8 protein-coding genes and 1 pseudogene are annotated in these 14,094 nt (G+C 72.0%); all 9 read right to left on the bottom strand.

What is annotated here, in order from left to right; genetic code table 11:
* Window positions 1-81: 81 nt before the first annotated feature.
* Window positions 82-1,164, bottom strand: coding sequence for a PSP1 domain-containing protein (locus B207_RS33155; RefSeq protein ID WP_018636193.1), 1,083 nt, complete (start codon window positions 1,162-1,164; stop codon window positions 82-84).
* A 181-nt stretch (window positions 1,165-1,345) separates the two neighbouring features.
* On the bottom strand, window positions 1,346-2,266 hold the full coding sequence (locus B207_RS0108965; RefSeq protein WP_026310849.1) for a metallophosphoesterase family protein: 921 nt from the start codon (window positions 2,264-2,266) through the stop codon (window positions 1,346-1,348).
* Window positions 2,267-2,354: 88 nt separating this feature from the next.
* Complete coding sequence (locus tag B207_RS0108960; protein WP_018636191.1) at window positions 2,355-3,596, bottom strand: DNA polymerase III subunit delta'; 1,242 nt, start codon at window positions 3,594-3,596, stop codon at window positions 2,355-2,357.
* Between the two features lie 68 nt (window positions 3,597-3,664).
* Window positions 3,665-5,998: a dTMP kinase gene (gene tmk, locus B207_RS0108955; protein ID WP_018636190.1), complete on the bottom strand. Its 2,334-nt coding sequence runs from the start codon at window positions 5,996-5,998 to the stop codon at window positions 3,665-3,667.
* The gene (gene topA / locus B207_RS0108950) at window positions 5,998-9,168 is read right to left on the bottom strand and encodes a type I DNA topoisomerase (protein ID WP_018636189.1); all 3,171 of its coding nucleotides are present in this window, start codon (window positions 9,166-9,168) and stop codon (window positions 5,998-6,000) included. Before topA ends, tmk begins: the two co-directional genes overlap by 1 nt.
* 531 nt (window positions 9,169-9,699) lie before the next feature.
* Window positions 9,700-12,060 carry a sodium-translocating pyrophosphatase gene (locus B207_RS0108945; RefSeq protein ID WP_026310848.1) on the bottom strand — a complete coding sequence of 787 codons (2,361 nt, stop codon included), beginning with the start codon at window positions 12,058-12,060 and terminating at the stop codon, window positions 9,700-9,702.
* Window positions 12,061-12,671: 611 nt separating this feature from the next.
* Entirely contained in the window at window positions 12,672-13,259 is a 588-nt protein-coding gene (locus B207_RS0108940; RefSeq protein WP_018636187.1) for an ATP-binding protein, read from the bottom strand.
* Between the two features lie 54 nt (window positions 13,260-13,313).
* Window positions 13,314-13,655, bottom strand: coding sequence for an STAS domain-containing protein (locus tag B207_RS0108935; protein WP_012157755.1), 342 nt, complete (start codon window positions 13,653-13,655; stop codon window positions 13,314-13,316).
* Between the two features lie 214 nt (window positions 13,656-13,869).
* Window positions 13,870-14,094: pseudogene (locus B207_RS40550) on the bottom strand (ISAs1 family transposase); the annotation flags it as partial.

Raw genomic sequence — 14,094 nt, 5'->3', positions numbered from 1 at the left:
TAGGCGTACTCGGTTTGCGGGCAGCGGAACGGACCTCGGCAAGCTGCCGCCCGCGTGCCCTGGCATGCGCTGTGTGTCTGTCTACTGCTCCCCGCGTCGGCGGGACCGCCTGCGCCGCTCCGAGGGCGCTGAGGGCTCCGAGGGCGCTGAGGGCTCCGAGCCGGAGACGTCCGGCGGGACACCCGGGTGCCCGGGCCCCTCAGCAGCCCCGGCGGTCGGCCTCGGTGCCCCCTCCGCCCACGCGGCGGCTTCCGCTCCCGGGCCCACGGCGCAGCCCGGCGGTCCGGAAACTGGCGATTCGGAAATGGTCGATTCGGAGGCTGGCTGCTCCGAGGCCGGCTGCTGGGAGCCGTGGGTCGCCTCGTACGCCTGACGGGATCCGCAGACGTCCGCGTGTGAGCAGCTGTGCCGGCCTCCGCCGTCGAGCTCGACCGTCACCTGCTGGCGGGGGACGTCGTGGCCGACCACACGGCCGTCACCGACCGGAGTCGAGGCGCGTTCGCCGAGGGCGGGAACCCCGGCGGTGAACTGCTCGTAGAGCGGATGCTCGTAGCGGAGGCAGCACATCAGCCGTCCGCAGGCGCCGCTGATCCGCATCGGGTTCAGCGAGAGGTTCTGATCCTTGGCCATGCGTACGCTCACCGGCTCGAAGTCGGTGAGGAAGGTGGAGCAGCAGAGGTCCCGCCCACAGGAACCGATGCCCCCCTGGAGCTTGGCGCTGTCCCGGGCCGAGAGCTGGCGCAGCTGCACCCGGGCGGAGAGGGTTCGGTTGAGATCGCGGACCAGCGAACGGAAATCGACCCGGTTCTCCGCGGTGAAATAGATGGTGATCGCGTTTGTCGCGAGGACGACATCCACGCCGATGACCTTCATCGGCAGGCCATGTTCCCGGACGAGTCTGCGGGCGGCGACCCTGGCCTGCGCCCGGCGCCGCCGGGAGGCGTCGTTGCGCCGCAGATCCTCCTCGCCGGCGAGCCCGGCCAGGACAGGCAGGCCGCCGACGTCCTCGCTGACCCACTGCGGGGCCCATACGCAGGTTGCGACCTCGGCGCCCTCGTCGGTCGGGACCAGCACCCGGTCGCCCACCCGCGGGCTGTGCGGGCCGGGGTCGGCGTAGTACAGACGACCCCGCCGGGAGAAGGACACCGCACACATCATCGGCATGCGACGGCCCGCCACCTTTCCCGCTCGGGTGTCCGGTACACCCGGAGAAGACTATGACGGGTATGGCGTCAGCACCCTCGGTTCGCACATCTCGGACCGCCCGGTGATGCCGGCGGGCCCCACAGCCACCGGCCGCGACCAGAGGGGTCTGCACCGGTTCGGACGGGTCCGCGCCGTGCCGTCATCCGATCCGGGCGGCCCCCGGAAGACGGTAGACGGCGAACGGTGCGACGATCACCGGCCGGGCGACGTTGCGGACCGGCGTCCCGCCCGGGGTGCGGCCCATCTCCTGGCCGTGGTGGGCATGCCCGTGGACGGCAAGCGCGGTCGCCGGCTCCCGGGTGGGCCGGGCCGCGGCCGTGGCCCGGCGGCGCCCTGCGGCCGGGTGCGGCTCCGGCCAGACGCCGAGGCGGGGCAGAGTCGCCGCGTTGCCCGCCCGCCGGCCGCCTTCGGCGCGTGCGGTGGCAGCCCCGGTGCCCGCATAGGCCCACCACGAGGAGGTGGACCCCTGGCTGCCCGGGTGGTCAGCGCCGGCCGGGGAGTCCGCGGGGGCGGCGCCGGCCAGCGCACCGTCGATGGCGGCGCCGAGCAGGGAACTGCCGAGATACCGGTGGATCGCGGGGTCCTCGCCGGTGAGCGTGTCCGCGACCGGCGCGTAGTGCGTCAGCGCGATGCGCAGGTCGGTGTCAAGCCTCGCCAGTGCGTCACGGAGCTGGTAGGCCTCGTCCGCGCCGGGAGGACCGCTGGCCGCATGGCCCTGCGGGAAGCCCTTCACCCCGGCGACCCCCACCTGGCCACCGGGCGTCTCGACAGTTGTCGCGGTGCCGTCGAGAACGATGGCGCCGACAGCGCCGAGCATCGCCGCGACCTGGTCGCCCACGCCGGTGTCATGGTCGTGGTTGCCAAGTACGGCCACCACCGGCAGGTCCAGGTTCCCGACGACAGCGCACAGCTCCGCCGCGGATTCGGGATCGCCCCGGTTGGTCAGGTCCCCGGCGAGCAGAAGAAGATCCGCGACCAGGGCCGCGCGCTGGTAGACGGGCCGGAGGCGGTGCGCGGACCCGGGAACGACGTGAAGGTCCCCGACAGCCGCAACCCGCATGATCATCCCCCCGTCCCGTACGGCGGCGACACGCCGCCCGGTCGCCGCCGGTGCCCGTCTCCGGGTGGCGACGTCACGCAACAGGTTCTCACGCGTCGCGTAGCGCGAGCGCGAGCGACTCCGTGGTGAGCTGCGGCACGAGTCCAGGATTGTCCGCGAGTGTCTGTCGGGTCGCCAGGACGGCCTCCCAGCGGCGCAGCGTCTGCTCCGGAGTGGCCGTGGCCGCCAGTCGCTCGATGGCCTCCGCGTGGTCCGGGTGGACGGGGGCCACACCCGCCCGCAGCTGATGGGCCAGGACGTCCCGGTACAGGCCGGCGAGATCGACCAGCGCCCGGTCGAGGGAGTCGAGGACGGTGCGCCGCCCGCGGCTCTTCTGCGTCCGCTCGAGTTCCTTGAGTGCTCCGGCGGCGCCGCGGACCTGGATCGACTTCGGCTTGGCACCTGCCCGCCCGCCGCCGCGGGCGGAGGCGGAGCGGGTGCCGGCCGAGGTCGCGCCCACTCCGAGGGCGGTCTTGAGTGCTTCCGTCTCGGCCTCGTCCCGGTCGGCGTTGGCGGCCTGTGCGTCGGCGTTGGCGGCGTCGACCAGATCGGCCGCGGCCGCCAGGCAGTCACCGACCCGGTTCAGCCGGGACGGCAGCCGTAGGACCGCCTCCCGGCGGGCCCGGGCCTGCGGGTCCGCGGCCAGCCGCCGGGCCTGCCCGACATGCCCCTGGGAAGCCTGCGCGACCATGCGCGCCAGTCCCGCGTCGACACCCTCCCGCACGAGGGCGGCGGTGACGTCGTCAACCGACGGCAGGCGCAGCGCCACGGACCGGCAGCGGGACCGGATCGTCGGCAAAACGTCGTCGACGGACGGCGCGCAGAGCAGGAACACCGCCCGTTCGGCCGGCTCCTCCAGGGCTTTGAGCAGAGCGTTCGCCGCCGAGTCGGTGAACCGGTCGGCATCGTCGATCAGCAGGATGCGCCACCGGCCGGCACTGGGAGCGCTGGCGGCGTCCCGGATCAGGGCGCGCACGTCGCGCACCCCGATCGACAGCCCCTCCGGGCGGACGGTGCGCAGGTCGGCGGCGGTGTCGGACAGGACGGTGTGACAGCCCGGGCACCGGCCGCAGCCGGGCGCGCTGTTCTCGCAGAGCAGCGCGGCGGCGAAGGCGCGGGCGGCGACGGCCAGGCCGGACCCGGCCGGCCCGGTGAACAGCCAGGAATGAGTCATTCCGGCGCGGGCCGCGGCGAGCGGGCCCTGCGTCGTCACCAGCGCGGCCGCGCGTGCCGCCGCGGTGAGCGTCGAGACGACGGAGTCCTGCCCGACCAGCGCATCCCAGACCGTCACCCGCACATTGTCCACCCCTGCACTGCCTTGCCCGGGTGGCCCTGGCAGCCCGCGACGTCCGGGCGCCGTCAGACGGCGGCGGCCTCGGTCCCGCTGACGAGGCGGCCGGCGATCAGCGGGCGAATCCTGCGGTGCAGCTCCTGCGCGGACAGCGTGCCGTCGAAGGTGACGTGTCGGTCCGGATCCTCCTCGGCGAGCCGGCGGAACTGCTCCCGCACCCGCTGCTGGTACGCCGCCGAAGCCGGGCCGTTGCCGTTGTCCTTGCCGTTATCCTTCTCCTTGCCGTTGCCAGCGCCGTCGGGTGTCGGTGCCAGGTCGGGTGGCAGATCCAGCAGGATCGTGACGTCGGGCAGCAACGAGTGGGTCGCCCACTGGGCCAGCACGGCCAGCTCGTTGCGGTCGAGACGCTGGTCGGCCCCCTGGTAGGCGATCGAGGAGTCCGCGTACCGGTCGGTCAGGACAATCGCGCCGCGGGCGAGCGCGGGCTCGATGATCCGCGCGACCTGCTCGGCCCGGTCGGCCGCGTCCAGCAGGGCCTCGGTCCGCACGCTCGGGCGGGTGGACGGGTCGTCCAGCAGCTCGCGCAGGCCGGTCCCGAGCGGGGTCCCGCTCTTCTCCCGGACGACGACGACCTCGCGCCCGCTGGCCGCGAGCCACTCCTCGAGCAGTTCGAGCTGCGCCGCCGTACCGGCACCAGCGGCACCCTCGACGGTGACGAACAGCCCGGCGTGCCGGGGCCGCCGACTGGGGCGGTACCGACGCCCCCGCACCGCGTTCCACAGCTCCGGCAGGACGGCCTCGCCGACCTTGTCATCCATCTGCCGGTAGGAGAACAGGCCCACGGCGACGGCCAGCAGCCCGCCGCCCAGCAGCACGGCGGTGACCCCGTCCGCACGGACGTTGATGTCCCCCCACAGGTGGACCTCGTGAAAGCCGATCAGCCCCACGAGGCCCGGGGCGGCCGCCAGGACGAGCAGAAGGTCCACCCGGACCAGCGACTGCACCAGCGCGAACGTGCGGCCGCGCAGCTCGTCGGCCACCTCGGCCTGCAGCAGGGTGTAGCCGGTGACCCAGGCGACGCCGGCGAAGGCGCCGACGAGCACGACCAGGATGCAGGCGATCACCAGGTTCGGGATGATCGCGACGATGACCAGCGTGATACCCGCACCGGTGACACAGACGCCGAACAGGCGGGTCCGGCTGTAGTCGCCGAGCAGCCGCGGCCCGGCGGCCATCCCGCTCGCCAGACCGATGAAGACGGCACCGAAGAGCACACCGTAGGCGGAGTCGCCGCCGCCGAGGAGCTCGACGTAGAGCTTGCCGAGCGCGACCACGCAGCCGGCCCCGGCGAAACCGCCGAGAATGCCCACGACGAGCCCGCGGACGAGCCGGTCCTGGCCGACGAACTTCCAGCCCTCGGTGATCGAGGCGAAGAAGCCCGGCTCGGAGCCGTGCTCGGGCCGTTCCGCGCGGCCGATCGAGCGCAGGCCCCAGATCACGACAGCGGAGCCGAGGAACGTGGCGGCGTTGAAGTACAGCGCGATGTCGAGCGAGCGGTCCTCGAAGAAGCTGATGCTCGGTGCCAGGGCGCGGGACACCGTGGCGAGCAGTGTGAAGATCGCAGCCGCGAGCGGGGCCGTGCCGTAGGTCGTGATCAGGCTGAGCGTGTTGGCCGCCGCGAGCCGGTTGCGCGGGACCAGGTGCGGGATCGAGGCCTCCTTGGCCGGCGCCCAGACCAGGCTGACGCATTCGACCAGGAAGGAGGCGATCAACAGCCATTCGAGTGTGCCGACGATCGGGATCGACAGGAACAGCGCGAACCGCAGGACATCGGTGACGACCATCGTCAGCCGGCGGTCGAGGCGGTCGGCGATCGCACCGGCGAGCGGGCCCAGCACCAGGGCGGGCAGCAGCCGGACGATCAGCAGTGAGCCGATCGCGTACGCCTTGCCGGAGAAACTGGTGGTGAGCTCGGTGACGAGTGCCGTGGTCGCGAGCAGGCCCAGCCAGTCGCCCAGACTCGACAGGCTGAGCTGGATCCACATCCGGCGGAACTCGGGGATGCGCAGGACGGCCCGCACATCGCTGTCCGAGCCGTCGGAGGTGCGCGACCGCGGCGGTGGCGAGGGCACCGTCGTGACCGGGTGGCGGCTGAGCGGCCGGCGGACCCGCATGCGCGGGGCCCGCCGCCGCGCGCCGGCGCCCGCCCGGTCACTGTTGGCCGGGTTCTGCTCGTGTCGGCGATCCTGCTCGTGTCGCTGCCCCTGGGCCTGGGGCTGCTCCTGTTCGTGTCGCTGCTCCCGGTCGGCCGGGGCGGCGGCGTTCGCCGCGGTCCCGCCAGCCGGGACCTGTATCGGTGTGCCTTCCAGATCGCCGCGGCTTTCGCCGACGGGCAGATCCATCAGCCGGACCGTCGCGAGCCGCCGGAGGCGGCTCCGGGAGCTCCGGCGGCTCCGGTGCCGCCGTCGCTGCCACCCTCGGCGCCACCGGTGGCCGCCGGTGGCGCCGAGGGCCCACTCGCATCCTTGCCAGCGCTCGTGGCTCTCGACGTGGTCCTGGCCGTGCTGGCCGGTTTGTCCTTGTCCGCCGCCGTGCTCCTGGTCGCCGACTTCGACTTCGCCGGGGTCTTCTCGGCCGTGCTCTTGGCGGTCGAGCGAGACTTGGCTGTGGCCTTGGTCGTGCTCTTGGCAGGCGCCTTCGTGGTGGACTTCGTGGTCCGCCGGGTGGTCGTGGTGCCCCGGGCCCGGCGGTCCGCCAGCAGCTCCGCGGCCCGCTCGGTGCTGATCGTCTCGACCGCGTCACCCTTGCGCAGACTGGCGTTCGTCTCGCCGTCGGTCACGTAGGGCCCGAAACGCCCCTCCCGGACGACGATCGGGCGCTCGGTCGCCGGGTCCTGCCCCAGCTCGCGCAGCGGCGGGGTCTGGGCGGCCTGCCGCCGCCCGCGCGCCTTCGGCTGGGCCAGCAGCGCCAGCGCCTCCTCCAGAGTGACCGTGAAGAGCTGCTCCTCGGACTCCAGCGACCGGCTGTCCGTGCCCTTCTTCACATAGGGCCCGTACCGCCCGTTCTGGGCCGTCACCTCCGCCCCGTCCTCGCCCACACCGAGGATCCGGGGCAGCGTGAGCAGCCGCAGCGCCTCCTCCAGCGTCACGGTCTCCAGGGACATGGTGCGCAGCAGGCTCGCGGTCCGCGGCGGCTCGCTGTCCGTCGTCACGTAGGGGCCGTACCGGCCGGCCTTCGCGGTGATCGACGCGCCGCTCTCCGGGTCGGTGCCGAGGACCCGGTCACCACTCGGCGCGGCCAGCAGCTCCAGCGCCCGCTCGACCGTGAGCTCGTCCGGAGCGACCTCGTCCGGGACGCTGGCGCGGCCCTCGCCATGCTGGACGTACGGGCCGTAGCGCCCGACCCGCACGACGACGGTCGCGCCGTCCTCGGCCTTGCCCAGCGGGATGGAGTTGACCTCGCGCGCGTCGATCTCACCGAGCCGCTCCCCGACCAGGTGCTTCAGGCCCTCGACCCCGACCGTGCCGTCCGCCTCGGTGGAGCCGAAGTAGAAGCCGGTCAGCCAGTCGGCGGACGCGGCCGTGCCGGCGGCGATCGCGTCGAGGTCGTCCTCCATCGAGGCGGTGAACTGGTAGTCGACAAGCCGGGCGAAGTGATCCTCGAGCAGACCGACCACGGCGAAGGCCACAAAGCTCGGGACCAGGGCCGAGCCCTTCTTCCAGACGTAGCCCCGGTCCTGGATCGTTCCGATGATCGACGCGTACGTGGACGGCCGGCCGATCCCCAGCTCCTCCAGCGTCTTGACCAGGCTCGCCTCGGTGAACCGCGGCGGCGGGCTGGTGGTGTGCCCCCGCGGCGTGAGCGTGCGGGTGTCCAGCGCGTCGCCTTGGCGGACGTCGGGCAACCGCCGTTCGCGGTCCTCCAGCTCGGCGTCCGGGTCGTCGGCGCCCTCGACGTAGGCCCGCAGGAACCCCGGGAAGGTGATGACCTTCCCGGACGCCGAGAACTCGGCGTCCTCACCGGCGGAGGACCGCGCGCCCAGGCGGATCGTGGCGCTGGTGCCGCGGGCGTCGGCCATCTGGCTGGCCACCGTGCGCTGCCAGATCAGCTCGTAGAGCCGGAACGAGTCGCCGTCGAGCTCCCCGCGCACCTCGCCCGGTGTCCGGAAGTGGTCGCCGGCCGGCCGGATGGCCTCGTGTGCCTCCTGGGCGTTCTTGACCTTCTTCGCGTAGACGCGTGGCCGGTCCGGAACGTACTCGGTGCCGTAGAGCGTGCGGGCCTGGTCCCGGGCGGCGGCGAGCGCGGTCTCGGACAGGTTCGTCGAGTCCGTCCGCATATAGGTGATGTAGCCGTTCTCGTACAGGCGCTGGGCGACCTGCATCGTCCGCTGGCTGGAGAAGCGCAGCTTGCGCCCGGCCTCCTGCTGCAGCGTGGACGTCATGAACGGCGGGTACGGGGAGCGCCGGTAGGGCTTCGTCTCCACCGAACGCACCGCGAACGCCGCATCGGCGAGCCGGGCGGCGAGAGCCCGGGCACCCGCCTCGTCGAGCAGGGCGACGGCATCGGACGTCAGCTCGCCGGTCGGGGCGAAGTCGCGGCCGCTGGCCAGGCGCCGCCCGTCCAGCGCGACGAGCGTCGCGGGCAGGGGGGTCCGGTCCGGTGCGGTGCCGTCGTGCCCGGCGGTCTGCTGGAAGACGCCCTCGATGTTCCAGTACTCGGCGGTCCGGAACCGCATGCGGGCCCGCTCCCGCTCGACGAGTACCCGGGTCGCCACGCTCTGGACCCGCCCCGCCGACAGCTTCGGCATGACCTTCTTCCACAGCACGGGGGAGACCTCGTAGCCGTAGAGCCGGTCCAGAATCCGCCGGGTCTCCTGCGCGTTGACCAGGTTCTCGTTGATCTCCCGAGGGCTGTCGACGGCACGCTGGATCGCCTGCGGGGTGATCTCGTGGAAGACCATGCGCTTGACCGGGACGGTCGGCTTCAACGTCTGCAGGAGGTGCCAGGCGATCGCCTCGCCCTCGCGGTCCTCGTCTGTCGCGAGATAGAGCTCGCTGGCGTCCTTGACGAGCGACTTGAGCTTGCTGACCTGGACCTTCTTGTCCGGGCTGACGACGTAGAGGGGCTCGAAGCCGTTGTCGACGTCCACCCCCAGGCGGGCCCAGGGCTTGCCCTTGTGCGCGGTGGGGACGTCGGCGGCGCTGCGCGGCAGGTCCCGGATGTGACCGATGCTCGACTCGACCTGCCAGCCGGGGCCCAGATAGCCCGCGATCGTCTTAGCCTTCGCGGGCGACTCCACGATCACAAGGCGGGTTCCCTCCACCTTCGCCGCGGGGCGCGCCGCGCGGCGCCCGCCGGCTGGCCGGCCCCCGCTCGGGGAGCTGTCCGGGGCGCGCTCGCTGGGGTCGCCGGCCGCGCCGGCCGCGGTAGCGGACGTCGCTGCCGCGGTGGCCGTGCCGGCCGGGGCGGTGGTCGCGGTCGCGCCCACAGGCTCGGCGCGGTCGGCAGGCTCGGCGACCGGCGTCGGCGACCCCGCGGTCGTCCGGCTCGTCGAATTCGTGCGCGGTGGCACTTCTCTCCTCGATACGGCGTGCTGCATCCGGTGGATCACCGTGACTGTCGTTCCAGCCCCGCTGACCCTCGTGTGATCTACCTCTGTCTGCTCCAATGCCCGCCCGGGCCGTCGTACGGCGCGCTGGCGTCTCCCGCTCCGTGGGCGTGGACGCGGGACCGGCGCGACCGGACATCTCCCGCTGCCGGAATCGGCCGCAGGGAGCACCGTACGCCGGTGTGTCGCTGGAGGGATCCCCCCGTCCGCCGTCGGGGCCCGAGCGAGTTCTCTCTCTGTGGTCGCGCCGGCCACCGACCGCACCATCGTGCCGTGGCAGGCGCCGACTGGTCCAGCGTCAAAGGGATCTCCCCGCGCCGAGCGCCGCGACGACGGCTGTACCGCCCGCCCGCGCGGCCCGCGCGGCACCCTGCCCGGCGTCACAGCGGCCTGCCCGGCCTGATCGGGTCGCGGAGTCCGAACGTGCGACCGGGCGCCGGTGGCGGTCGTCTGACCGCCACCGGCGCCCGGACCGGATCACATCGGGCGTACGGGTCAGACCCGGACCTCCGAGTCCGACTCGGGTGAACGGGAGGGCGGCGCGGCCGTGACCGGGGGGCCGTCGCCGACGGATGATCCCCGCCGCCTGGAGATGACCACGACAGCGATGATCACCGCGGTGGCCGCCAGGGCGATGCTGATCCGTGCCGGTGTGTTCTCGTCCTCGCCCACCGAGAACTTCACCACCAGGGGCGCGATCAGCAGGCTGACCAGATTCATGACCTTGAGGAGCGGGTTGATCGACGGTCCGGCGGTGTCTTTGAACGGGTCGCCCACCGTGTCGCCGATCACGGTGGCGGCGTGTACCTCGGAGCCCTTGCCGCCGTACCGGCCGTCCTCGACGAGCTTCTTCGCGTTGTCCCAGGCCCCGCCCGAGTTGGCCAGGAAGACCGCCATCAGGACGCCGCCGGCGATCGCCCCGCAGAGGAAGGCGCCCAGCGGCGGGTAGCCCAGACCGAACCCGACCGCGATCGGCGCCATCACCGCCAGGGTTCCGGGTGTCACGAGCTCCCGCAGTGAATCCCGGGTGCAGATGTCCACGACAGCGCCGTAGTCGGGCTTCTCGGTGCCCTGCATGATCCCCGGTCGGGTGCGGAACTGGTTGCGCACCTCGGTCACGACCCGCCCGGCGGCCCGCCCGACGGCGTTGATGGCCAGCCCGGAGAACAGGAAGACCACAGCCGCACCGATGATCAGGCCCACCAGCGCGTCGGGATAGGCCACGTTGAGACCACCGACAGTGCCCCGGCCGATCTCGGGGGTGACGCCGGCGTCGGCCAGTGCTGTCGTCACCGTGTCCGTGAACGATCCGAACAGGGCGGTCGCGGCGAGGACGGCGGTCGCGATCGCGATGCCCTTCGTGATCGCCTTGGTGGTGTTCCCGACCGCGTCGAGCGAGGTGAGAATCGCCGCCCCGCGCTCGTCGATCCCCTCCGGTCCGGCCGACATCTCGGCGATTCCCTGGGCGTTGTCGCTGACCGGCCCGAACGTGTCCATCGACACGATGACGCCGACCGTGGTGAGAAGTCCCGTGCCGGCCAGTGCCACCGCGAACAACGCGATCGTGACACTGCCGGACCCGAGCAGATAGGCACCGAAGACGGCTGCCCCGATGAGCAGAGACGAATAGACGGCCGACTCCATGCCCACCCCGATACCGGCCAGGATGTTCGTCGCCGGGCCGGTCGTCGACGCCTCGACGACGCTCAGCACCGGACGCCGGTTCGTCTCGGTGAAGTAGCTGGTCAGAAGCTGGATGGCCGCCGCCAGCACGATGCCGATGAGCACCGCGCTGATCGCGATCACCCGGGGGTTTCCGCTCTGGGTGCTGCCGGCCATTCCCGGGAGCTCCGCGAAGCTTCCGGGCAGGTACAGCAGCGTGACGATCACCACGCCGACGGCTGAGATCACGGCTGAGATGAAGAAACCGCGGTTGATCGCGGTCATTCCGGTGCGGTCACCGGGGCGGGGCGACACCGCGAAGATTCCGATGACCGCTGTGATCACGCCGACTGCTGGTATCAGCAGCGGGTAGACCAGCCCGTTCTCACCGAAGGCCTTCACCCCGAGAATCAGGGCTGCGACCAGCATGACGGCGTAGGACTCGAACAGGTCGGCGGCCATTCCCGCGCAGTCGCCGACGTTGTCACCGACGTTGTCGGCGATGGTCGCCGCGTTGCGGGGATCATCCTCCGGAATGCCCTGCTCGACCTTGCCGACCAGGTCGGCGCCGACGTCCGCCGCCTTGGTGAAGATGCCGCCGCCGACCCGCATGAACATCGCCAGAAGCGCGGCTCCGAAGCCGAACCCCTCCAGGACCTGGGGGGCGGTGTCACGGAAGGCCAGGACCACCACCGCGGCGCCCAGCAGGCCCAGGCCGACGGTGAACATCCCGACCACACCGCCGGTGCGGAAGGCGATCCGCATCGCGGCGCGTTCACCGCGCTCGATCGCCGCCGCGGCCGTGCGGGTGTTGGCGCGGGTGGCCAGGGACATGCCGACGAAACCGACCAGCGCCGAGAAGACGGCGCCGACCACGAAGAACACCGAACGGCCCACTCGGGCACCGGTGTCGTCCGCAGGGAGAAGGAGCAGGACGAAGGGAATGACGATGACGAACCCGGCGAGGGTCCGGAACTGCCGTCGGAGGTACGCCGCGGCTCCCTCCTGAACCGCTCTTCCCACCTCGATCATCTTCGGTGTGCCGGCGCTCGCGGCCAGCACCTCGCGTACGAGGTATCCGGCCACCAGCAGTGCGAGCGCTGCGACGATCGCCACACCGGCGACCAACCCCACAGCTCCACCGCTAAGGTCGATAGGAGTGTTATCGCCCTGTAGGGTGTGGATCGGGGACATGGCTCCTCCCGGTCTGTCATGTGCACCCTCTGCCGTCGCGACAGCGTGAGGGTGGGCGCCGACCGCCCACTCCCCACCACTCGTCGGCAACAGCCATGACGTCGCATCCGACGACGCTCTGGGTGGCGGACCGGTACCGGTCAGCGGGCGCGGGCCGTCTGGTGTGGGCCGGGCGATCGCCGGAGGTGACTCCGGCGAGGAAGCGGACGCCGTCCCACCGGCACCGCTGTCCCGCCCGCGCGGCAAACACCCATGCGGCCCTTGCCTGTGGCCCGGACCCCACAGGGAACACCAAGGGAAACACCAACGGCTCCGATCAACCGTCGGCGAGATGCGGCGGAGTCTATCCGTAGGTGTGTGATGTGCGCGGGTTTTTCGGCTGTGACTGGCCGGGTCTGTTGTTTTTGTTGTAGAGAGTCCGCGGCTCTCGGTCGGCGTGCGTGGCAGTCGGTTGTCCGTAAGTGATCACTGCTGGTGTCGATTCGTGTGCGCAGGCGCGGGCGTAGGCGCAGGTGCCGCGACGCCGCCGCGAAACCGGAGCCGGACGCGTTACTGGGGGCCTCCGAGTTTCTCCGGAGACCCCCAGCCGGCGGTGCGGAGAGGCTGACCGTTCAGGCCTGCCGGCGGGCCGACCCGGCGATCTCGGCCGCGAGCGCCGCGTACGCGGCGGAGTCGAGGTCGGTGTCGTCGGCCGGTTCCCCGGTGTGCCAGGTCATTTCGACCACGGTTCCCATGCCGTCCGCGCCTCGCCGGACGGCCACCTCATCCACCAGCCCTTCGATCAGGGCCAGCCCGAGACCGGGAGGAAACGGCTGGTCGGAGTCGGCATCCCCGGGCAGGTCGGGAACACCGAGGACCGACGCTTCCGGGCCCTCCGGGTTCTCGAGGCCGAGGAGGGCGTCAACGCTGATCAGGCCACCGTCCGGCCCCGGGGCGATCTCGTCGCCCGGGGTGCCGCTGTCGGAGACGACGACCGTGAACGTCTCGGCGGAGTCCGTCAGCTCCACCCGTACGAGTGCCTGGGGACTGCTCCGGCGGTTGACCCGGACGGCCCGGGCACACGCCTCCCCGACCGCCAGCTTGATCTCGTCGACCGCCCCGGCCGGCACGCCCGCCCGCCGGCTGACCGCGGTGGCGATCATGCGTGCGGTGCGGACATGGCCGGGCAGGGCTGCGAAGCACAACTCGACGGTGGGCATGCGTCCGGAGACCTGCCTTTCGCGAAGGGACCTGACGCGGCGAAGAAAGCTGCCTCAGTCGCGGGCGGCCAGGGCTTCCTCGACGGAGGAGTGGATCGGGAACACCTTGGTGAGCCCGGTGATGCGGAAGATCTTCAGAATGCGTTCCTGGGTGCAGACAAGGTGGAGGGAACCCTCGTGCGCGCGCACCCGCTTGAGACCGCCGACCAGAACGCCGAGGCCGGTGGAGTCGAGGAACTCCACGCCCTCCATGTCGACCACCAGGTGGTACGACCCGGCGGAGACCAGGTCGATGAGCTGCTCACGGAGCTTGGGGGCGGTGTACACATCGATCTCGCCGCCCACCACGACGACCGTGTGGGTCCCTTCCTGGCGAGTCGTGAGGGACAGATCCACGGATCCTCCTAGTGGTTCTTCCCGGCGCCCGCGCCTCGGGCAACCGACATCACGGCGGCACTACCCTCCCATGAGGAGGATCAATCCGGTAGCCCGCAACACGGAGCGAGCCGGCATTCGGCGCGGCCGGCGGAGAGTCGCTGTCACGCGGCCCTTCCCCGTCCGGGGCGGTGCAGGGCTGCGCGAAGATCGCCTAGTGTGACGATCCATTGCCCTATGTAGCCAGGTAGTGGAGTGCCCGGTAGCGGTCGCCGGCGATGCGCTCGAGGGTTTCCTTGACCTTTCGGACTCCGTGGAGGCGGAGGAGACTCAGCGCGAGGTTGCGGATGGTGGCGAGGTTTCTGGGCCCGTTTCCTCGGGAGGCGTGGCAGGCGTCCTCGCGCCAGGCGGTGTCGCGGATGTAGTGGAGGCGGTTCTCGATTCCCCAGTGCAGGCGGAC

Source organism: Parafrankia elaeagni (genome assembly GCF_000374165.1).
Lineage (GTDB): Bacteria > Actinomycetota > Actinomycetes > Frankiales > Frankiaceae > Parafrankia > Parafrankia elaeagni.
The sequence above is the reverse complement of the archived record's forward strand: the minus strand, read 5'-3'. Positions and strand labels throughout refer to the sequence as shown.